Source organism: Oceanobacillus locisalsi (assembly GCF_042675985.1).
Classification (GTDB): domain Bacteria; phylum Bacillota; class Bacilli; order Bacillales; family Amphibacillaceae; genus Oceanobacillus; species Oceanobacillus locisalsi.
The window spans coordinates 18,319-40,298 of sequence record NZ_JBHTKK010000034.1; the positions used below are offsets into that span (position 1 = coordinate 18,319).

The 21,980-nt window shown below is 38.8% G+C and carries 22 protein-coding genes; 15 read left to right on the forward strand and 7 right to left on the reverse strand.

All coding sequences use genetic code 11. The features are described from left to right. The first annotated feature begins 9 nt into the window (after positions 1-9). Positions 10-504: an Lrp/AsnC family transcriptional regulator gene (locus tag ACFQ19_RS18710; RefSeq protein ID WP_379594211.1), complete on the forward strand. Its 495-nt coding sequence runs from the start codon at positions 10-12 to the stop codon at positions 502-504. Continuing rightward, entirely contained in the window at positions 501-1,682 is a 1,182-nt protein-coding gene (locus ACFQ19_RS18715; RefSeq protein WP_379594212.1) for an aminotransferase, read from the forward strand. Before ACFQ19_RS18710 ends, ACFQ19_RS18715 begins: the two co-directional genes overlap by 4 nt. A 65-nt stretch (positions 1,683-1,747) precedes the next feature. Here ACFQ19_RS18715 and ACFQ19_RS18720 read toward each other — a convergent pair whose 3' ends face one another. Together ACFQ19_RS18720 and ACFQ19_RS18725 are read right to left on the reverse strand one after the other, a co-directional pair. After that, a complete protein-coding gene (locus tag ACFQ19_RS18720; RefSeq protein WP_379594213.1) occupies positions 1,748-2,680 on the reverse strand; it encodes an aldo/keto reductase in 933 nt (310 codons plus the stop codon). A 94-nt stretch (positions 2,681-2,774) separates the two neighbouring features. Next, entirely contained in the window at positions 2,775-3,410 is a 636-nt protein-coding gene (locus ACFQ19_RS18725; protein ID WP_379594214.1) for a pentapeptide repeat-containing protein, read from the reverse strand. Positions 3,411-3,787: 377 nt separating this feature from the next. Between ACFQ19_RS18725 and ACFQ19_RS18730 the strand changes: the two genes are divergently transcribed. From ACFQ19_RS18730 to ACFQ19_RS18760, 7 genes are all read left to right on the forward strand, one after another. Next, a complete protein-coding gene (locus ACFQ19_RS18730; protein ID WP_379594215.1) occupies positions 3,788-4,243 on the forward strand; it encodes an 8-oxo-dGTP diphosphatase in 456 nt (151 codons plus the stop codon). Between the two features lie 23 nt (positions 4,244-4,266). Beyond that, entirely contained in the window at positions 4,267-4,689 is a 423-nt protein-coding gene (locus tag ACFQ19_RS18735; RefSeq protein WP_379594216.1) for a DnaA N-terminal domain-containing protein, read from the forward strand. Between the two features lie 126 nt (positions 4,690-4,815). Then, a complete protein-coding gene (locus tag ACFQ19_RS18740; protein ID WP_379594217.1) occupies positions 4,816-5,814 on the forward strand; it encodes an acrylyl-CoA reductase family protein in 999 nt (332 codons plus the stop codon). A 412-nt stretch (positions 5,815-6,226) separates the two neighbouring features. Then, the gene (locus ACFQ19_RS18745) at positions 6,227-7,162 is read left to right on the forward strand and encodes a YitT family protein (protein ID WP_379594218.1); all 936 of its coding nucleotides are present in this window, start codon (positions 6,227-6,229) and stop codon (positions 7,160-7,162) included. A 309-nt stretch (positions 7,163-7,471) separates the two neighbouring features. Next, complete coding sequence (locus ACFQ19_RS18750) at positions 7,472-8,761, forward strand: ABC transporter substrate-binding protein (RefSeq protein WP_379594219.1); 1,290 nt, start codon at positions 7,472-7,474, stop codon at positions 8,759-8,761. 33 nt (positions 8,762-8,794) lie between these two features. Beyond that, a complete protein-coding gene (locus tag ACFQ19_RS18755) occupies positions 8,795-9,667 on the forward strand; it encodes a carbohydrate ABC transporter permease (protein ID WP_379594220.1) in 873 nt (290 codons plus the stop codon). Continuing rightward, positions 9,668-10,516, forward strand: a complete 849-nt coding sequence (locus ACFQ19_RS18760) for a carbohydrate ABC transporter permease (protein WP_379594221.1) — start codon at positions 9,668-9,670, stop codon at positions 10,514-10,516. A gap of 50 nt (positions 10,517-10,566) precedes the next feature. On the opposite strand, the gene ACFQ19_RS18765 is transcribed toward ACFQ19_RS18760, so the two are convergent. The 4 genes from ACFQ19_RS18765 to ACFQ19_RS18780 all read right to left on the reverse strand — a co-directional run bounded on the left by ACFQ19_RS18765 (position 10,567) and on the right by ACFQ19_RS18780 (position 13,722). Then, positions 10,567-10,764: a DUF1648 domain-containing protein gene (locus tag ACFQ19_RS18765; protein ID WP_379594222.1), complete on the reverse strand. Its 198-nt coding sequence runs from the start codon at positions 10,762-10,764 to the stop codon at positions 10,567-10,569. Positions 10,765-10,776: 12 nt separating this feature from the next. Then, entirely contained in the window at positions 10,777-12,339 is a 1,563-nt protein-coding gene (locus tag ACFQ19_RS18770; protein ID WP_379594223.1) for a hypothetical protein, read from the reverse strand. Next, the gene (locus tag ACFQ19_RS18775) at positions 12,329-13,042 is read right to left on the reverse strand and encodes an ABC transporter ATP-binding protein (RefSeq protein WP_379594224.1); all 714 of its coding nucleotides are present in this window, start codon (positions 13,040-13,042) and stop codon (positions 12,329-12,331) included. The genes ACFQ19_RS18770 and ACFQ19_RS18775 overlap by 11 nt, the downstream gene beginning before the upstream one ends. A 68-nt stretch (positions 13,043-13,110) precedes the next feature. Continuing rightward, a complete protein-coding gene (locus ACFQ19_RS18780) occupies positions 13,111-13,722 on the reverse strand; it encodes a TetR/AcrR family transcriptional regulator (protein ID WP_379594236.1) in 612 nt (203 codons plus the stop codon). Between the two features lie 341 nt (positions 13,723-14,063). On the opposite strand from ACFQ19_RS18780, the gene ACFQ19_RS18785 reads away from it, so the two are divergent. The 6 genes from ACFQ19_RS18785 to ACFQ19_RS18810 all read left to right on the forward strand — a co-directional run bounded on the left by ACFQ19_RS18785 (position 14,064) and on the right by ACFQ19_RS18810 (position 20,086). Then, a complete protein-coding gene (locus tag ACFQ19_RS18785; protein ID WP_379594225.1) occupies positions 14,064-14,918 on the forward strand; it encodes an ABC transporter ATP-binding protein in 855 nt (284 codons plus the stop codon). 43 nt (positions 14,919-14,961) lie between these two features. After that, the gene (locus ACFQ19_RS18790) at positions 14,962-15,996 is read left to right on the forward strand and encodes a FecCD family ABC transporter permease (protein ID WP_379594227.1); all 1,035 of its coding nucleotides are present in this window, start codon (positions 14,962-14,964) and stop codon (positions 15,994-15,996) included. Next, positions 15,993-17,027 (forward strand): FecCD family ABC transporter permease, encoded by a 1,035-nt coding sequence (locus tag ACFQ19_RS18795; RefSeq protein WP_379594229.1) that lies wholly within the window; start codon positions 15,993-15,995, stop codon positions 17,025-17,027. Before ACFQ19_RS18790 ends, ACFQ19_RS18795 begins: the two co-directional genes overlap by 4 nt. Before the next feature lie 35 nt (positions 17,028-17,062). After that, positions 17,063-17,962 (forward strand): iron-hydroxamate ABC transporter substrate-binding protein, encoded by a 900-nt coding sequence (locus ACFQ19_RS18800; protein ID WP_379594231.1) that lies wholly within the window; start codon positions 17,063-17,065, stop codon positions 17,960-17,962. A gap of 392 nt (positions 17,963-18,354) precedes the next feature. Next, positions 18,355-18,606, forward strand: a complete 252-nt coding sequence (locus ACFQ19_RS18805) for a hypothetical protein (RefSeq protein WP_379594232.1) — start codon at positions 18,355-18,357, stop codon at positions 18,604-18,606. Next, positions 18,599-20,086: a sodium:solute symporter family protein gene (locus tag ACFQ19_RS18810; RefSeq protein ID WP_379594233.1), complete on the forward strand. Its 1,488-nt coding sequence runs from the start codon at positions 18,599-18,601 to the stop codon at positions 20,084-20,086. The genes ACFQ19_RS18805 and ACFQ19_RS18810 overlap by 8 nt, the downstream gene beginning before the upstream one ends. A gap of 78 nt (positions 20,087-20,164) precedes the next feature. Here ACFQ19_RS18810 and ACFQ19_RS18815 read toward each other — a convergent pair whose 3' ends face one another. After that, positions 20,165-21,082 (reverse strand): glycine betaine ABC transporter substrate-binding protein, encoded by a 918-nt coding sequence (locus ACFQ19_RS18815; RefSeq protein ID WP_379594234.1) that lies wholly within the window; start codon positions 21,080-21,082, stop codon positions 20,165-20,167. Between the last annotated feature and the right edge of the window lie 898 nt (positions 21,083-21,980).

Below are 21,980 nucleotides of genomic sequence, written 5' to 3' on the forward strand. Positions count from 1 at the left end.
CAAAGAATAATGACAGAGAAAGAATTAGAAATTTTGAGAATTATAGAAGAAGATGCACGGATTGATTACAATACATTAGCGAAAATGACAAATATCAGTGAAGAAGAAGTCCAAGCGATTTTAAAAAAATTGGAGCAAATGAAAATCATCTTAAACTATTCCACAGTGGTTGATTGGAGCAAGGTGCCACAATCTGAGCAGGTAACAGCGATGATTGATGTAAAAGTAACCCCGAAACGCGGTGTCGGTTTTGATGAAGTAGCGGAACGAATTTACCGTTTTCCTGAAGTACAGGCTTTATACCTTATGTCCGGAGCTTACGATCTGCAAGTAGTGATTGAAGGGAAAACGATGCAGGAAATTGCCCGTTTTGTTTCGGAAAAACTTTCCTCCATCGATTCTGTGATTTCAACAACAACACATTTTCAATTGAAGAAGTATAAACATGACGGAGTTATTTTTGAAGAAGGCGAAGAGGATCGCAGAATTGTGGTGACACCATGAGTCAAGTCAGCGTAAAAACCAAAAACCGCTTATCATCGCGTATACAGGATATTAAGCCGTCCGGTATCCGGCGATTTTTCGATTTAGCTTCTTCGATGGATAATATTATTTCTTTAGGTGTTGGAGAGCCTGACTTCACGACACCATGGAATATCCGGGAAGCCAGTATTTCATCGATGGAAAGAGGGTTCACTGCCTATTCATCAAATGCAGGTGTACTCGAATTAAGACAGGAAATCACAAAATATATGAACCAGCGTTTCGATGTAGCGTATGATCCGGAATCCGAGGTGCTTGTAACTGTCGGGGCAAGTGAGGCGATTGATATTGGCTGCCGTGCCATTTTGGATCCGGGGGATGAAGTGATTATAGTGGAACCTGGATTTGTTTCCTATGCGCCGCTTGTATCGATGGCCGGTGGTGTTCCGGTTTCGGTAGGGACAAGAATTGAGGATGATTTTAAAGTATCAGCGGCACAGATTCGAGCTGCGGTGACAGATAAAACGAAGGCATTAATGATCAGCTTTCCGAATAATCCTACTGGCGCTGTCATGTTAAAAGAAGATTTGCAGGAAATCGCTGTTTTGGCGGAAGAACATGATTTGATTGTCTTTTCTGATGAAATTTATGCAGAATTAAGCTATGACCATAAGCATGTCAGCTTTGCAGCGCTTGACGGGATGAAAGACAGAACGATTTTAATTTCTGGATTCTCCAAGGCCTTTGCGATGACAGGCTGGCGTCTGGGCTTTGTGATGGCACCGCCGGATATTTTAGCGGCGATGCTGAAACTGCATCAGTACAGTTTAATGTGTGCACCGACAATGGCGCAGTATGGAGCGCTGGAAGCTTTGCGGAGCGGGATGGATGATATAGAGAGAATGAAGCAGTCCTATAAACAGAGACGCGGATTTTTTGTAGAATCATTTACAGAGATGGGACTGGAATGTCACATGCCTGGAGGCGCATTTTACGCATTTCCATCGATTAAAGCTACTGGATTGACTTCGGAAGAGTTTGCAGAAAAATTATTATATGAAGAGCATGTCGCCGTTGTGCCGGGGGATATCTTTGGCGCAGGGGGAGAGGGACATATCCGTTGTTCCTATGCGACTTCCATGGAAAATCTGCAGGAAGCAACGAAGCGGATGAACCGTTTTGTCAGTAAACATCTGTAATTAAAAAGCCCGCTTATTGTTAAATGGGAAAAACAATAAGCGGGCGCTTTTTTAGCTTTCAATAATTAAGCAAAGATATCACTGATTTTTTGAATATCTTCTTCAGATAATGAAATCTCTGCTGCTCTTAAGTTGCTTAGTACTTGTTCTGGACGTTTTGCACCAGGTATAATCACATCAACGGAGGGTTGAGAGAAATACCAAGCCAGCACAATATGAGCAACCTCTTCGCCATATTTATCAGCAATTTTTTTAACTTGGTCTACTTTTTCCAAGTTATCCAGGAACTGTTGGCCTTGGAAATTTGGTTTTTCTGACCGTAAATCAGAAAAAGTAGTATTCTTATCATATTTACCAGCTAATAAACCGGATTCTAATGGGAAGTAAGGAATAAATGTAATATTATTTGCCGCTGTATAAGGGAAATAATCATTTTCCGGGGCACGGTTTAATAAATTATACTCTGCTTGCAGCACGTCTACATAACCATCTTGGTTTGCTTCTTTTAATTGTTCGGACGTAAAATTAGAAACGCCGATGGAACGGATTTTTCCTTGATCTTTTAATTCTTTTAAGGCACCGACAGCTTCTGCTTTTGGCGTGGCCTCATCCGGAAAATGGATGTAAAACAAATCAATATAGTCTGTCTGCGTACGTTTTAAAGCATCATCTACGGACTGTTTTAAAAATGTCGGTGAATTGTCCATTAGTGTATCATTTCCGACAAATTTATGGGAGGCTTTTGTTGCCAGCACAATATCTTCACGTTTATATTCTTGAATAACTTCCCCGACTAATTCTTCCGAGCGTTTCGGTCCATATATAAACGCTGTATCCAGCATGTTAATGCCATTATCCAGTGCGGAGCGGACAACATCTTTTCCTTGTTCTTCATCCAGCATATCCGGATAAATGTTATGACCTCCTACAGCGTTGGTTCCTAATCCGATAGGATGCACGGAAACATCTGATTTACCTAAAGTTACATGTTTAGCCATTTTAAAACCCCTTTTCCGATTGAATTACTATATTATGAATATACCACAATATAGAATAATTAAACATAATATAGCAAGTGAACTTGATTTCTTTCTAATCTTTAACAACAAGTCCGATTAAAGAAGCAAACTGAATGGCTTGATAAGAAGAAACTTTACAGCCGTTTAAGCTCTCTAAAGAAACAGCTAATGTCTCAAAGCTGGAAGTGCTGATATCGATTCCTTTCAAAGAAGTCTGCTCAAAATTCGTTTCATTTAAGTCACAGCGGTTGAATTCGATTTTCTTAAACTTACAATGATAAAAATCAACATTCGTGAGGATGGATTCGTTAAATATAACTTTCTCGAGCTTGGCATTTCCGAAAGCAGCCAGATTTAATGTTGAATCCTCAAACAGGACATTGCCGATAGATGATTCCGGAAATTCACAGCCGACCAATTTACAATGAATGAACTCGACCCGATGAATCGAAGCTTTGTTCAGGTTCACATTAGACAAATCGCAATTTTCAAACCGGACATCTGTCAGCTCCATTTTTTCAAAGTCTGTATGGTTGAATTGGCAATTTTTGATGACTGCATTATAAATATGTACACGTTCTACTGCTTCATTAGTAAACTCGGCCCCCGTAATTTCACACATTTCCAATAAAGGGTCTTCTTCATAAAAAATATCCTTAAATCTTCTTTCTGTTAATACGGGAGCAATTTTCGGAATGTCTATTTTCATTTTATACCTTCTTTCCATCATTCCTTTTACTTTGTGATTCTAATGTAGCATATTACATATAAACCTTTCACGATTTTTGTAGCATGATATACTAATATATATAAGTTGAAGTAAAGATTTTGCTTTCTGGCAACCGCTACGGAAAAACACTACGCTTTCCATGGGGACGGCTTCAGCTAACTTGAAAAGAAGACCGCTTTTCAAGTGGATCTTCAGCTCGCCCTGTTCCCATAGGAGTCTCCATGTTTTTCCTCCGCTGATTACACCATTTAACCATAAAATTAATGATTGATGATGTTAGATAAATTGAAAAGATAGATTTAATAATTCAACTTATATAGTAAGAAAAAATAGATGAAATAAAGGGGGAAGTCAGCATGGGGCGTTCGGAACCCGCCATTTTTACCAATATGTGTATGATTGAAAATGGACAGGGACAGATTTTAGTGCAAAACAGACAAAATAAAAACTGGACGGGGGTCACTTTTCCCGGGGGACATATCGAAAAAGGGGAATCCTTCCATGATGCAGTAGTAAGGGAAGTAATGGAAGAGACAGGCTTACATATCACACAACCTGTGCTGTGCGGAACGAAGCAATTCCAGACGAACCAAGAGGAAAGGTATGTCGTATTTCTTTATAAAACCAAATCTTTTTCTGGGGAATTAAAAAGTTCGGAGGAGGGAGAGGTATTTTGGATTGAAAAAAATACATTGTCAGATTACCCATTAGCTCCTGATTTTTTGGAAATGTATAAGGTATTTGTAGATGAGAAAATGTCAGAGTTCTATTATGAACAGCATGGTGAAAAGCGAGAAGTTGTCTTATTTTAATTATCTAGGGGGAGGATGAAAGCATGGATACATGGCAAAATGTATTGGAAAAACTAAGCTGGCAATTATCAAAACCCAGCTTTGACACATGGTTGAAAAATACGACAGTAGAATGGAATGAAGATGAATTAACTGTATTAGCAGCCAATGCATTTACAATGGATTGGCTGGAGTCTCAATATAGTGAATTAATTGGTGATATGGTAAAAGAAGTAACGGGAGAAGATTATATTATCAGCTTTGCAGTAGCGGGAAAAGACGCGGATTCTATTTTTGCCAACAGCCGTTTGGAATCATTTTCATATGAAACAGACAGCATCAACAGGTTAGAAACAAAAATCGATCAGCTGGAGCAGAAAGTGCAGCAGTTGATTGATGTGAAGCGTTTGGATGAAAGAACTGCATTGCTGGAAGAAAAAATAAGAAAACTGGAGCAGCAAATGTAATGATGTTCTTCGATAGGGGGCGTGAAAAGCAGATGCGGCTGTAAAGACAAAAAATAACTTATATATGATTGAGGCATCTAAATAAAGGGAATAATCCATAAAAATACTTGTGATGGAGGTTATATTATGGCAAACACATTTAAAGCACTCGTTGCAGAAAAAGAAAATGAAAACTTAAATTTGCATGTAAAAGAAATCGAACCTTCCGATTTACCTGAGGGCGATGTTTTAATTGATGTAAAGTATAGCGGAATCAACTATAAAGACGGCCTTGCCGCTCATCCAGATGGAAATATTGTAAAGGAATATCCGTTTATTCCGGGAATTGATTTAGCCGGAGAGGTGGTTGATTCGAGCGATAATCGTTATCGGGCAGGTGATGAGGTAATTGTCACCAGCTATGAATTAGGCGTTTCTCATTTCGGCGGCTATAGTGAATATGCCCGTGTACCTGCAGAATGGGTTGTACCTTTGCCAGAAGGGTTGACCTTAAAAGAAAGCATGATACTGGGAACTGCCGGCTTTACAGCAGCTTTATCTGTACAGCGTTTGGAAGAGAATGGACTAAAACCGGAAAATGGACCTGTGCTCGTTACCGGAGCAACTGGAGGAGTGGGAAGTATTGCTATTTCCCTCTTGAAAAAGAAAGGGTACCAAGTTGTAGCCAGTACAGGAAAAACGAATGAAGCAGCCTATCTCCAGCAATTAGGAGCTGCAGAAGTGATTGACAGAAATGAAGTTTACAACGGGAAGTTGAAACAGATGGATAAGCAAAAATGGGCAGGAGCCGTTGATGCAGCAGGCGGAGAGCCCCTGGCTGCTTTATTGGCACAAATGCAGTATCAAGGCAGTGTCGCGGTCAGCGGCATGGCAGCTGGTGTTAATCTGCCCGCATCTGTTTTACCGTTTATTTTACGCGGTGTTTCTCTTCTTGGAGTTGATTCGGTATATTGTCCAATGGAAGAAAGGAAACACATTTGGGAACGTTTAGCATCTGATTTGAAACTAGATAACTTGGAAGAATTCGTGTATAAGGAAGCAGGATTGGATGCATTGCCGGAGTTGCTGCCAGCTGTATTAGAAAGCGACCATCTAGGCAGAATGCTGGTGAATGTAGAAGAATAATGCTGTATTTTGGAGGAGGAGAACAGGATGAACAGCGTTCTCCTTCTTTTTTGTGAAAACTTTCCTTCCTTTACAAATAGATAAGCAAACGAAATAACTGCATTTGCCTGTTGAAAATAAGTGTTAAGTACGGTAAAGTAACCAGTATAAGATAAATAATCCTCAAGCAAAAAGCGATGCTGCCGTGAGTCTGTTTATGATTCATAAATGCTTGCTGCACATCACTGTTTCTAAAAATCTTTTCCTAATTCGTTTAGGGAAAGATTTTTTCGGGTGGTTTATTTGTTTTCCGGTATAACTACTTGAACGAATAAAATGCTTTTTGGGATAGTATTCCTTTTTTGGAGGATGAAATAATATAACAGCTTCCCTTTATCTTCACACAACAAAATACGAATAGGAGGAATATTGTATGAAGAACTATGTATTTTTAATTGCCGGCACCTTTTTCTTTGCCGCTTCTGTAGCCATTTTTGCAATGCCGAATTCCTTAGCGGAAGGTGGTGTGCCAGGGTTAACCCTGCTTATCTATCATGAAACAAATATCTCCCCGGCATTAACTACGTTTATTCTGAATGCAATTACTCTTCTGGTAGGCTATCGTTATCTGCCCAAAGATATGATTATCAAATCCATCGTAACCATACCATTATTTTCCTTTTTCATATACCTTTTAGAGGATATCGCTACCGGTATCCCAGATCCGCTTTTGGCAGCTGTTTTTGCAGGTGTATTTACTGGCGTTGGTTTTGGATTGATTTTCCGTTCAGGAAGTACAACAGGGGGAACATCAACGATTGCCCGGATGTTAAATTATAAATTCGGCTGGGAATTAACAGGAACCAACTTTGTTTTGGATGCTTCTGTCGTTGTTGCCGGTATTTTTATCATTGGCCCAATGTATACGATGTACACAGTGCTTGCCCTGTTTATTGGAAAACGGGTAACCGATTATGTCTTAGAAGGCTTTGAAGCGAAAAGAGTTGTGCATATTTTTTCTAATAAAACAAAAGAAGTCGAGCATGCGATACAGACCAGTCTGGGGACACACACTACCGTATTAAAAGCAGAGAAAAATGCAGAAGGTGTCGAGGAAAACTTAATCTATGTTGCTATTCCCAAACAAAGATTATTTTATTTGAAAAAGCTGGTCAGCAGTATTGATGAAAATGCGTTTACGGTTGTGCATACGGTGAAGGACGTTACCGGAGGCAGCTTTGCAGAAGCGCATCATCCGGGGCAGAAAACATTCCGAAGTAAGAAATTGGAACGTCGTTATTATAAAAAGCAGGCAAATGAAGAGAGTTTTACATCTCCTGATAATAATACTGCAAATGAAAAAGCATAGTGACAAAAAAGGTCTGTTCTATTTTTGAAATGAAATGGAACAGACTTTTTTCGTGTGAAATAAGAGTCTTATAATTCCATTTTCGTATACTTAAATAAGCATATATTCCTTGATATCGCAAAATGAACATAATGTTGATGTACTTCATTGAAAATACAGAGATTTGATTGTAAAAAATAAATCGGTGCATATTCGAAGGAGTATAAAAAACAGAAAAGTGATGTTTCATTTATGTCAACCGCTTGACATAAATGAAAAAGATAGTGTACACTCTTAGAAAACGATTTCACAAAAAGGGAGGAAGGTCTTTTGAAAAAGGTATGGTTGGTTGCACTATTACTTTTAGCATTTATATTAGCTGCTTGCACGAGCGATGATAGCGATTCTGAAGTTGCAGAAGATGAAATAGTTATGTGGGTACATGTGTCCGCTGAGGATCCCGAGGGGGAAGTCCTGCAAAATACGGTAGACGAGTTTAATAAAGCATATGCGGGAGAATATAGAGCGGTAATTGAATTTATTCCGCGCGGCGGCGGTGGTGCTGGTTATGAAGATAAGGTCAATGCGGCCGTTTCGACCGATACGCTGCCAGATGTCCTTACGTTGGATGGACCGAATACGGCTGCCTATGCAGAAGCGGAGATTATTGCTCCTCTTGATGAGTACATTGAGGATAAGAAAGATTTCTATCCAAGTGTTATTGAACAAGGAACATACGAAGATCAATTGTATGCGATTGGTTATTCCGAATCAGGTGTAGGAATTTATTATAACAAAGAAATGTTTGAACAAGCCGGCCTTGATCCGGAAGATGTGGCTACGGTAGATGATCCGTGGGATTGGGATGAATTTACCGAAGTTGCAAAGACACTGTCCGAAGAGTTTGATGGTCCGGCCATTGATATGATGCTGGACGATAATAGTGAGTGGATGATGTATGCGTTTACTCCTTTTTTATGGTCACACGGCGGGGATGTTGTTTCGGAAAATGGAGAACAAGCTGTTGGCGTATTTAATGAGCAAAAGTCGCTTGAGACCCTTCAGTTTATTCAAAGATTGCTACAAAACGGCTATACGACCATATCGCCGACGGAATATGCCTTTCAAACGGGACAATATCCTATGCTGATGAGCGGGTCATGGACGATTCAAGAACTGCAGAGCAGTTATCCCGATATTGAATACGGCATTATGCCTTACCCTGTCTCACCGGATACAAATGAACTTGTTTCTCCGACAGGAACTTGGCAGTATGGGATTTCTGGAACAACAGAAAATGAAGAAGGTGCCGGCGCTTTGGTTCAGTATCTCACTTCCACAGAGGCGATTGCGGATGTCAGTTTAGGGAACGGGGTTCTTCCTTCTCGGCAGTCCTCAACCGATATGATTCAAGATGAGGTTTCAGAACAAATGAATGTACTTATTGAACAAAATCAGAAGTCCGGTCGCGCAAGACCTGTCTTGCCAGCCTATCCGCAAGTGAGCAGAGCCTTTCAACAAACGATTGGCGGGCTGGAATACTATGAAGGTGAGCAGGAACTTCAGGAATTGCTGGATGAACGCGCTCAGGAAATGCAAACATCAATCGATAGAAGATAAAGCTAATCTTATATTATATGTGGAGGTGTACCTATGAAACGACTGACTACCAATATGCAGCCCTATTATTTTCTGCTGCCGGCTATTATATTGTTGGGTTTGTTTTTATTCTTGCCCGTGTTATTAACTATCTATTATGCTTTTACGGACTACTATATGCTTACGCCAGGTGACAGGAGTTTTGTCGGGTTGGATAATTTCACGCAACTGACAAGTGACCCAGTCTTCATGGAAAGTCTGAAAAATATCGGCCTGTTTGTTATTTGTATCATTCCGCTTCAGGTCGGCACTGCGCTCGGCTTGGCATTAATCATTAACAAGAATCGTAAAGGGAATATTTTCATAAAAATTGCATTCTTTTCTCCAGTTGTGATGTCACTAGTGGTCATTTCTGTACTATGGTTATACTTACTGAATCCGTCCGATGGTTTGATTAATTCGGCGCTGCAGGCAGTAGGAATCAATCCTCAGCCCTTTTTGACAAGTCCGAACCAGGCCATGTTTGCGATTGTTTTTGTTTCAGCCTGGCAAGGCGCTGGCTATCAAATGCTTATTTTCCTTGCTGGTCTGCAAAATATTTCGACTGAGGTGTATGAAGCTTCCAAGATTGATGGTGCGAACAAATGGCAGAACCTTATCCATATTACGCTGCCTTTGCTCAAACCAACATCGACGCTTATTCTTTTTACAACGTTAATCGGGGCGTTCAAGTTAATTATTCAGCCAATGGTTATGACGCAGGGAGGTCCGTTAAATGCAACGATGACGCCTCTCTACTATATATACCAAACAGGCTTCACGGATCGTTTTGTCGGGTACGCAAGTGCCATCACGGTTGTATTCGGGTTGCTGATAGCTGTTGTTTCGTTTACACAGCGTAAACTTACGAAAGAGGAGGAAGTCTAGATGCTAAGAAAGCAAAAATGGAAGGTAATAATGGAGTATATTTTATTGATACTGCTGGCTTTTCTATTTATTTTCCCTTTACTATGGATGTTTGCTTCCTCATTGAAACCAGAAGCTTCCATCTACGAGGATCTAACCAGTATTCGGTCGTTGCTTCCTTCATTTCAGCCAAGTGAATGGCTTGAACCATATCGTGAATTATTTTCTCGGTTCAACATCGTCGGTTATATGTTCAATAGTTTGCTGTACGCTGCTGTTATTACAGTTGGTTCCATCGTTGTAAATGCCATGGCCGGATTTGCATTTTCAAAGTTCAAGTTTAAGGGGAAGTATCTCTTTTTCAGTTTACTGCTGGCTTTATTGATTGTTCCTATGGAAACGATGATCATTTCTCAATTCACAGTCATTCATCACTTGGGACTTGTGGATACACGGCTTGCTGTGGTGCTGCCGATGATGGCCAATGTATTTTTCATTTATTTATTTCGTAATTTCTTCATGGCTGTTCCGGATTCGATTCTTGAATCAGCGCGGCTGGAGGGAGCAAATAATTGGACTATCTTTTGGAAGATTATGATGCCAATGTCTAAACCAGCTATTGCTACTGTTGGCACGCTATCATTTATTGCCAGCTGGAATGACTATCTGTGGCCGCTTATGATACTTACAGATACAAGCAAGCATCCGCTGCAGGTAGCAATCACAAATATTAATGTCACCGAACCTGTTTTTACAAATCAAATCATGGCGATTTTAACGATTTCTACCATTCCGCTTATCATTGTTTATATTCTAGCACAGAAGTATCTGCTGCAAGGTCTTGGTTCATCAGGGACAGGGGATAAATAAATAAGGAGCGAAACAGGCATTCTGCTTGTTTCGCTTTCATTCTAAAGATATTAATCTCTTTTATTTCTAAAAAACTGCCAGTAAACAGAGTAAGGAATGCAAACTCCAATCAAAAGAAAATATTTATCCACAATAATATCTGCTTCTCCCCGCCAATTAAAATGAATCGGAATCGAGGCTGGCAAGAACAAAATAATAACGAATAAAATCACCAGCATGATAAAGAATATCTTGATATCTTTTTTCATTATCTTTCTCCTTTATATGAATTTTATCGTGCAGGCCCATTGATAAAAAATTACCGCTAAACCGATTAATAGAATGAATAGAATCAAATAAATCAAAAATAATGGGATAACCTGAAAGAAAATAAGGGCTAGTGGCACAAATACTGTTATCATTCCAGTAAGAGCTGAAATTAAAACAGGCGGACTTTGTTTAACGATATACATATCGTTTTTCCAGCTGAAATATGGATAGAAAAAATTTAGCATTAAACCGAATGTACTGATAAAAGCGGAATAACTTAAAGGGATAAATATAGCCCATATCAGCTGTTCCAAATTTGGAGAAAGTCGGAGAACAAAAGCAACCATACTAATGGAAAAACCAATAAAATGCAGGGAGAAAGTACAGGCTAATTTAGCATGAACGATACTTTTTTGTTCAATGGGTAATGTTTTTAAAATCCAGATTTTATTACCTTCCATCGATAGAGCAGCAGTTGCTGGATTACTTATCAGAAGCATGGCTGCGATAAATAAGGGAAAAGCATTTGTCATTGTCTCAATAGAAATGGACATCGGGATAACCGTTGTCAGCTTTTCTGGTCCAAATAGAAGGAACGCTGTACTGAGAAAGATTAACAACACTGTACCAAGAATCGAATTCAACAAGTAGTTATAGGAACTGAATAAAGTAGTCATTTCCTTTTTCCATAATGCAAAGAAAATACTCCGCTGCTTAATCGTCTGCTGTTTTATATTATTTCTTGTTTTGATGGCAAGCAGCCGTAAGTTTAATTTTCGATAGTATTTACTGCCAATATAAATAAGCAGCATAAGTAATAAGCAGCTGATAATCACAAAAGTCAGAATAGGAAAGATAGATGCTGCACTGTCAAATTGCAATAATACGGATGGTGCATACATGCTTGTCATTTGGCTGTATAAAGCAGTTCCGATATCTTGCACATCGTCTGGCTGTTTAGTAGCCATTATCATAAAATAGCTGCACACACTCAATAAAATAAGTGATAAAAAAACTGCAATCAGATTCATTTGCTGAAAATAAGCGGCAAAACGATAAACCAGGCTTCCCAAAATTACACCAATACATATGGGAATAACCGGTGTAATCAAAGCAGTGATACAAAACAACACAATTAAAACGGACGATGCTGCAGTATTCGGCGCCCAAACGATTAATGCAGGCAGGCTGAAAAGCAGACTGATCAGTAAATTGAAAAGATATAAATGCAGCAGCTTGCTGATGAAAATTTCTTTGTCACTGATAGGATAAGTGGATAGCTGTTCAAAATCGCTGCTGTCAAAAATAGTACCATTTGCTCGTAAAAGTGATAAAAATAGCATCATGATACTGGAAACGGAGAGCATATAGGACGGTATCAAATTTGCTTGATTCAGACCTGTCAATGTTTTTGCTGTCAATATATTATAGGAAAGCAAAAAGATTCCCATGAAAAGCAGTACAATAGCAGTTACTTTAGCTCCATTACTTTGTTTTCCAGAGCGGAATAATTGATGGAAGGGTATACTGCTTGTAAGGTCATTTTTGAATAGTATCCATAATTTATGTGTCATTACGGACCTCCATAAATATTTCTTCTAAACTTTTCGATCCTGCAATTTCGTCCATACATCCATTTTTCACAAGCTTTCCTTTATGAATAATGGCTACTTTATTACATAACTTTTGGGCAACTTCTAGTACATGAGTTGAAAAGAATATCGCCCCGCCATTTTCAGCGTGTTCGCTCATCACTCTTTTTAACTCAAAGGAAGCAGTTGGATCTAAACCGACAAATGGCTCATCTAAAATGAATAATGCTGGTTGATGAACGAGAGCAGCAATGATAGCAATCCGTTGTTTCATCCCATGAGAGTAAGAAGCAATGCTGTTATGCAGCTTGTTTGTCATTTCAAAAATGGTACTGTATTTTTCAATTGATACTTTTCTTTTGGCGAAAGGAACCTCGAAAATATCTGCGAGAAAATGAATATACTGTAACCCGGTCAAATGCTCATAGATATCAGGATTATCAGGGATAAATGCGATTCTTTTTTTGCATCGAACTGGATCCGTTCTCATGGAATAACCATCAATCCAAATTTCACCTTCATTAAATGGATGAATACCGACAATTGATTTGATCATGGTGGATTTACCAGCTCCATTAGATCCGATAAAACCGTAAATATCACCGCTTTGTATATGGAGATTGATATCCGTAATTGCATTTGTTCCGTCTTCATACCTTTTGGAAACATGGTTTACTTTTAACATAAATTCCCTCCTATTGACAAAGTGTCAGTTAAATTGTTGAAAATAACCAATGAAGTAGCATACATTGGTTACGAATCTAAAATGGATTTTTCAATTCCCAGAGACTTAGACAATATCTCTTTAAAAGCTTGTAAATAGGTCTTCATTTCCTCCATATTCAATTGCTTCAGTTTAAGGTCATTAGAAACAAAAACATAGCTGGTTACTAGAAAATGAGCAGTCTCATAAGGGTAATCTATTTGAAAAACGTTTTGTGCTTTTCCTTCTTCTAAAATTTTTGTAAATAAAGGCAGCAGTTTTTCAATAAACTTATGATAAAAACGATCCATCATATATCTGTTTTCCTCAAGCTGAACGGTTTCCTGCAGGGTGACATTTTCTTCTGTAATCGCGTCATCTTGAATAATTGTTGTCTGTAAAAACTGATTTAATTTCTCTGTCGGGGTTAAGGACGTATTATTAACTATTTTTTTCATTTGGGCAATAAGCGGGTTAACAGACTTTTCAACCAAGATATAAAGAATTTCTTCTTTATTTTTAAAGTGGTAATAAAGCAGGCCGCGCGAAATGCCTACCTGGTTAATAATATCCTGTGTTGTTGTCTGCAGGTAGCCTTTTTCAGTAAATAATTTCATTGAAGCATCTAAAATTTCTGCTTTTCGGACTTCAGGCAATTTCACATCTCTCAATTCTTCTACCTCCTTGAAGACATTATATACAGATGACTGACAGAGTGTCAATATAGTTTGATTGTGGAAATGTCATTGAATTAAGTTACGTAAGGCCGATTGCTTTGTTATTATTACCCTCTCAACTTTCGCACCGAAGAATAAGCATATATATCTTGCTATTCGAAGATAAACTCAGCCGTTTTCTATTTTCAAAAATTAACTTGACAATCTCATCTTTATAATTGATAATGATAATCGTTATCAATTATAAAGATTATTATTATCATTATCATTATCATTATCATTATCGTATGTAAAAGATTATCTATATCAAGAGAGGAGGCGAATCAATGAAAGCGATTGAAGTGAATGACATTGATGTTGGCTATGTAAATGAATTAATCATCAAGAACCTCAGTATTTCGATACCGTCTAATAAAATAACTACGATTATCGGTCCGAATGGCTGTGGAAAGTCAACGGTAATAAAAACGATTGTACGTATTTTAAATGTAAAACAGGGTGCAGTGTTTTTAGAAGGTGAAGAGATTCACAAGGTCGATACAAAAGAGATTGCAAAACGTATGGCAATCTTGCCTCAAACAGCGGAAGCACCTGGTGGACTGACAGTATATGAATTAATTTCTTATGGACGTTTTCCGTATAAAAAAGGAATGGGCTCTTTAAGGAAGGAAGATTATGACTATATTAACTGGGCAATGGAAGTGACAGGGTTAACAGAATTCCAGAATCGGACAATCAGTGCTTTATCCGGAGGTCAGCGACAGCGGGTATGGATTGCCATGGCATTGGCGCAAGGGACAGATATTCTTGTGCTGGATGAACCGACTACTTATTTAGATTTGGCACATCAATTGGATATTTTATTGTTATTGGATCGCCTTAATAAAGAAGAAGGTCGTACGATCGTTATGGTTCTTCATGATTTAAATCATGCTTCCCGTTTTTCCGACTATTTAATTGCAATGCGTGATGGAGAGATTGTCACTGATGGCACACCGGAGGAAGTAATGACCTGTGATAATTTGCAGCAAGTTTTTCAAATTGATGCAAATATAGCTAGATGTCCACATAGTGCGAATCCAATATGTTTATCATACCAGCTGTGTCAGGTAGAAAAAACGTCTGGCGGCTGTAACGTGAATGCTTCGTCTAAATCATGTTGGCAATCGGTGTCTGGCTAAAATAAAACAAGTAAAAGCAATTAACGAGAGGTATTAGCATCCAATGAATAAACTAGAAGAACGAAAAGAAGTCAAAGAAACCGTCCGCCCTGTCCGTGGCATGTTTATTTTAGGGATTGGGAGTATCCTTTTATTATTGTCTTTGGTGCTGGCTGTCTCACTTGGATCAGCGGATATGTCCTTACAAACGGTATGGCAGTCAATCTTCCAATTTGATTCAGGTGTACAACAGCATCAAATTATCAGGGAAATACGTTTTCCCCGTATATTCGGGGCAGCTATTGTAGGCAGTTGCTTTGCTGTAGCAGGGGCATTAATGCAAGGGATGACACGTAATCCGCTTGCTGATTCAGGTTTACTAGGATTAAATGCCGGAGCAGTTTTTATGTTAGCTTGCTGTTTTGCTTTTTTCCCGTATTTGCCTTATTTATATATGATTTTATTTTCGTTTTTAGGGGCTGCACTTGGAGCAGGAATTGTATACGGAGTGGGTTCATTGTCAAAAAACGGGCTGACCCCGATTCGCCTGGTGTTGGCTGGTGCGGCAGTCAGTGCGCTTTTAGGTGCACTTAGTGAAGGAATTGCGCTTTATTATGAAATTGGACAGGATTTAGCTTTTTGGTATGCAGGTGGTATTTCCGGAATAAACTGGAGCCATTTACAAATAATTACCCCATGGTTACTTCTAGCATTAATTGCTGCTATGACAGTATCCCGGTCGATAACGTTATTAAGCTTAGGGGAAGAGGTTGCAGTAGGTTTAGGAATAAAAACTGGGCGTGTTAAGCTCACTGCTTCCTTTATTATTGTTGTTTTAGCTGGGCTGGCTGTTTCTGTTGTTGGTGCCGTAAGCTTTGTAGGGTTAATGGTACCGCATATTGTCCGCTGGTTTATTGGGCAGGATTACCGCTGGATTATTCCAGGAACTGTTATCTATGGTGCTTTACTTGTTGTGCTGGCTGATTTGGCAGCACGCACCATCAGTCCTCCTCATGAAATGCCAATTGGTGCATTAATTGCCTTATTGGGCGTGCCTTTCTTTTTATACTTGGCAAGAAAGGGCGGGGGAATGGTATGAGCATACAAAAAAACAAACAGCATAGCCAGTTCAGAAAAGCGCAAAGGGCGATGCTGGTTAGCGCTATTTTAGTCCTGTTGATTATTATTATATTTTTAATCAGCTTAAACACAGGGAGTATTTACTTAACCCCGATAGAAGTCATATTAACTTTCTTCGGACAAGGTACGGAACACCAGAATCTGATTTTATTTGATTTTCGTTTGCCGCGTATGGTTATTGCTTTGCTGGTAGGAATGGGACTTGCAATTTCAGGAGCAGTGCTGCAGGGAATTGTCCGGAATCCATTGGCAGATCCCGGAATTATCGGCATTAACGCCGGAGCGGGTTTAGCTGTGATGTTATTTTTATCTTTCTTTGCAGTAACAACAACACTATCTGTCTTTCTGATGCCATTTTTAGCTTTTCTTGGAGCTGCTGGAGCCGCGCTTATCATTTATATACTATCTTACAAGCCTTCGGAAGGAATTTCACCGATGCGATTAGTGTTGACAGGTGTTGCCGTTGCAGCAGGTATTAATGCATTCATGATTGTGTTAACACTGCGATTGAATCCAGAGACTTATCAATTTCTGGCTACTTGGCTTGCAGGAAACATTTGGGGTTCTGATTGGCAGTTTGTGCTTGCATTACTTCCCTGGCTTATTATTTTGATTCCGTTTGTTTACTCTAAAGCGATGGTTCTGAATATTCTTCATTTAGGGGAAGAAACGTCAATTGGATTAGGTGCAAATCTGGAAAAAGAGCGGCGTGGACTATTAGTAGCTGCTGTTGGACTTGCTGCAGCAAGTGTTTCTGTTAGCGGCGGAATCGGATTCATTGGGCTTATTGCTCCTCATCTTGCCAGGCAGCTGGTTGGTGATAAGCATGAGTATGTTATTCCTGTTTCCGGATTAATAGGAGTGTTACTGTTGCTCTTGGCAGATATGATCGGCCGTTTTATTAAACAGCCGGAAGTGCCAGCAGGAATCATTGTCGCAATAATTGGAGCTCCTTACTTTTTATATTTATTAGCAAGACTGAAAGATTAAACGTTTTAAACTAAAAAACAGAAAGAGGAAAACAAATGCAGAAACAATTATTTCTTTTAGGATGTATGCTTTGCTTGCTTATTATGGGGTGTAGCAATCAGTCAGATGGAGAACAAAATAATGCTGAAGATGATATGGTGACATATGAATCGGAGACAGGTCCAGTGGAAATACCTGCTGATTCACAGCGGATTGTCGCATTGTCAAATGGTCCGAATGTCTTCGCTCTTGATGGAAATTTGGTAGGGGTAGACGAATGGACAAAAGCAAGTCCGCTGTTTGAAGAAGGCTTGGCAGATGTGGAGGTCGTTTCAGAAAATGATCCGGAGGGTATTTTAGCATTGGAGCCGGATTTAATTATTGCCGGTTCGCATATGGAAAATCTAGATGAACTGGAAAAGATTGCTCCGACTGTTATTTATACCTGGGGAAAGTTAGATTATCTACAGCAGCATTTGGAGATTGGTAAATTACTCAATAAAGAGGAAGAAGCACAGGAATGGATTGATGACTTCAGCGAACGCGCAAAAGCAGTTGGCGACAAGGTCAAAGAAGAGCATGGTGAAGGTGTTTCTGTTTCCGTATTTGAAACAGACTCTAAAAACTTCTCTGTATTTGGAGATAACTGGGCCCGAGGAACAGAAATATTGTATCAAGCTATGGAGCTGACCATGCCGGATAAAGTGCAGGAGGATGCACTTGCTGACGGTTATTACAGTTTATCTTTGGAAACATTGCCAGAATATGCAGGAGATTTCATTGTTTTGAGTGAGATGGGAGCAGGCAATGAATTTATGAAGAGTGAAACTTGGCAGTCTATTCCAGCAGTGGAAAACAATCAAGTGATTGAATTTAGTACAGAGGAAGCTACTTACAGTGACCCGGTAACGCTGGAGCACTTACTTGCTATTTTTGAAGAAGGTTTCCTTGAATAAGAAAAAAATGTTATTTCCCTATAAACAACGGAATAAATGAATAAAAGTAATATGGGAGGAGTCTCTTTGAGAGATTCCTTCTTTTGATAGACTATTAAAGTTTTATTGATTCAGAAATAGATAAGATCGCGTATGATCTATCAGGAGAACAATGTATAAATGAAGCGGTGATAAGTAGTTACTTAGAATGTGTTATAGAGATAAATACAGTTAATAGGATGCGTTCACAAGAAACAGAAAACAGCATTCGCAAAATCCGCGAAAAAAATAATAGATGCAGATTGACATACTGTATCGTTTTTTATAAAGTAAAGTTTAAACTATGTTTGAAATTTTCTAATTAAAAAAAGGTTTCTTTAATGATAATTAGAAAAATTGGTTGGAGGGAGAAAATGAAACAAAAAAAGGAACCAATTAAAAATTGGAAAATTTGGTCTATTTTGATTATACTGCTTGCTTTTAGCGTGCCATGGTATCTACCTACAGGTTCCTATGAACCTTTTATTTTAGGAATACCTTATTGGGCTTGGATTATATTAGGAGTTTCTCTCATCATATCTATTGTCTTAACACTTATTTTGAAGTTTTGCTGGCATATAGTGGATGATGAAGAAATGGGGGAGGAGGAAGAGAATAATGAATGATCTCGCATTTTCAGGAACTTCTGGTATTATTATTATGCTTTTCTATGGTTTTTTGATGCTTTTTATCGGTTTTATTACATATTGGAGAAATAGGGGACTTCACCAATCGAATAAAGAGTTTTACTTAGGCGGCGGCAATCTCAGCGTTTTCGTGTTATTTTTTACGTTTTTTGCTACCCAGTACAGCGGGAATACCGTTGTTGGCTATGCACCTACTGCTTACCGTATGGGATTTCTCTGGATGCAATCCATTACGTTTTTTATTTTGATTGTAGTGGGCTATTTAATGTTTGCTCCGAGGCTGTACGCGTTGAGTAAAAAACATAATTTTATTACGCCTTCAGATTATATTGATAAGCGATTTAAATCAAAAGCAGTTACGTTGCTCGCATCTTTCTTAATGCTTTATGGCTTAGCAAACTTCTTGCTGGAACAGATTATCGCCATTGGACATGGTGTCAGTGGCTTGACAGGAGGGACGATTCCTTATCAAGCTGCTGTAATATTTTTTGTTACCGTTATGGTTATTTATGGTTGGCTTGGCGGAATGCGTTCTGTAGCATACACGGATACGATGCAGGGAATTGCGCTCCTATTTGGTGTAGCAATATTACTGATTGGATCCATGATATACTTTGGCGGCCTGCCTTCTGCAACAGAATATGCTGCGACAATTTCTCCCGAAAAACTGGGGGTACCGGATAGCAGCGGTATTCTAAGCTGGTACAGTATGTTGATTCTGGTGATGATTGGAGCCGCTATTTACCCGCATGCGATTCAGCGGATTTTTGCTGCTAAAAGTGAAAAATCCTTAAAAAAATCATTAACTTCGATGGCTTGGATGCCATTTGTCACTTCGGGGTTCGTGTTTATCATAGGAATTATTGGTATTCAAGCTTTTCCCGGTTTAAGTGAAGGTGAATCAGAACAATTAGTAGGAATGATGGCGAATCATATCGCGATGCAAAATCCGTTCTTTTATTGGGCAATGGTTCTCTTGTTTGGCGGTATTGTTGCTGCGATTATTTCGACAGCAGATTCGGTATTGCTTACCTTCTCATCAGTTATTTCGAAAGATATTTATGGGCGCTATATCAATAAAAACGCCAGTGATAAAAAGCAAATCTTAGTTGGTAAAATAACAGGTGTTGCAGTTGTCATTTTGCTGCTGGTGATTGCCTGGTATCCGCCGGCAACGTTGTACCGCATATTTATTCTGAAATTTGAACTGCTGATTCAAATTGCTCCGGCATTTCTTTTAGGCCTATACTGGAAACAGCTCCATCGTCATGCGCTGTTTATCGGTATGCTTACAGGAACGATTATTGCATCTGTAATGGCTTTTACAGGACTGCAGCCTTTAGGGATTGCCAGCGGGTTATGGGGATTAGCTGTGAATATGATGCTATGTGTTGGTTTAAGCTTTGTCTTGAAAGTTCCTAAGAGCGAAGTAGAATTATTAAAGAGAGAAATATCCTAAGAATTTGTATTCTTTATTCATGTCAAAAGGGAGATGGACAGTTACCCATCTCCCTTTTGACTTCGTATGTTTATCTAATTAATGTAAGCCTTCCAGCCATTCTTCTTTTAAATCCGGGTTTTCATCCAGAAATTGTTGTGCAGCTTCTTCTGGATCCATCCCTTCTTGCACATGCAACATCATTTCCTGTGTATCTTCTTTTGTAATTTGAAATTGACTGATAAGCTGGTGAGCTGCCGGGGAATCTTCCTCGAATCCAGTTCTTGATACAGACAAGATATCGTCCGGATCACCAAATGCGTTTTCCGGGTCATCTAAGATTTTTAAATCGAACTCATTGAACGTCCAATGTGGTGTCCATAATGTCACAACAATCGGCTCTTCATTATTAATAGCGTCAGATAAAGCAGCGGCCATTGCGGCACCTGAACTTTCTAATAATGTCCAATCATTCAATTCATATCCAGGGATGACTTCATTTTCCATTAAGTTCATTTGACCAGCACCTGGACTGATACCAGTGATGTCCCATTCCAGCTGCTCTCCAATATTATTCGTATTGTCTCTTAAATCTTCAATAGAATTGATATCTTCCATATAAGCAGGTACAGCTAAACCGAGCTCTACTTCTTCTGTTACGGTGCCTATTCTTTCAAGATCATCTTCATACTCTTCCCAATAACTTCCATGTGTATACGGAAGCCATGCACCTACAATGACATCGGTAGCCCCGTCAGATAATCCAGTATATTGCACACCGACATCCGTTTGATTCACTTGGACATTATAACCAATCTCTTCAAGTAATAATTTAGCAGTGTATGAGTTCACGGTGTTAGACACATAATCATCGGTTCCCAGCTCAATATTGTCTTCTCCTAAATCGATTCCATTACTTTCTGATTCGCTATCACCGCTGTTGTCGCCACATGCAGCTAATACGGTGATAAAAGTAATGATAGCCAATAATCCTAAAATTCTGTTCAATTTCCACATTACGTACCTCATCTCTCCTTTGTAATCATTTAATGGAAATTATACTGTAGTGAAGGTAGAAGAACAAAGGCGATTAAACGTTTTATTGGAACAAATATCCGCATTATTGCGTTATAAAAACGTTGTGTAACGACTATTCTCTTGATTTCTTTCATTTATGGAATAATACGCTTGCTATCTGATGAAATGTACCTATCAACCTGAAAATTACAATACAAATTCTTTTTGTTAAAGTGATAAAGAATCAAAGTAGGGACATTTGTAACATTGTTTTTAAAAGATAGGGCAACAGAAGCCATGAATTATTCCCCAGGAAATAATTTATGACTATAAAAAGTAAATATATTGTCATTCTTACCTCGTATTTCTTTTCAAAATCCCTCTTTTTGATTTAATATAGAGAAGAAGATATAAGTATTAAATCATGAATGATGATGTAATGGAGTAGGGGGTTCGTAACTGTTTCTGAATAACTATAAAAAACTATAAAACTATAAAAAGGGCTCTTCACCATAATAAAGGGTTGACAGTCTTTATATAGTTATGCTTTAGTAACCGCTGCGGAAAAATACTACGCTTTCCATGGGGACGGCTTCAGCTAACTTGAAAAGAAGCCCGCTTTTCAAGTGGATCTTCAGCTCGCCCTGTTCCCATAGGAGTCTCCGTATTTTTCCTTCGCTAGATTAGATATTGCTATCATATTTAATTACAAACTTCAACCATTGATTTTGGTGTTGACCCATAAAAAGATATTAAAAATTTGTGGTTTTTACCGATATAATGATGAAAGAGGGTATTTACCTATCGAGTTCAAACCGCTGTCTTACCGTGTCAGCCGAGAAGGATTGCACTGGTTCGTCAGCATAACGGTTGAGATACCCGATTCACCGGATTATTC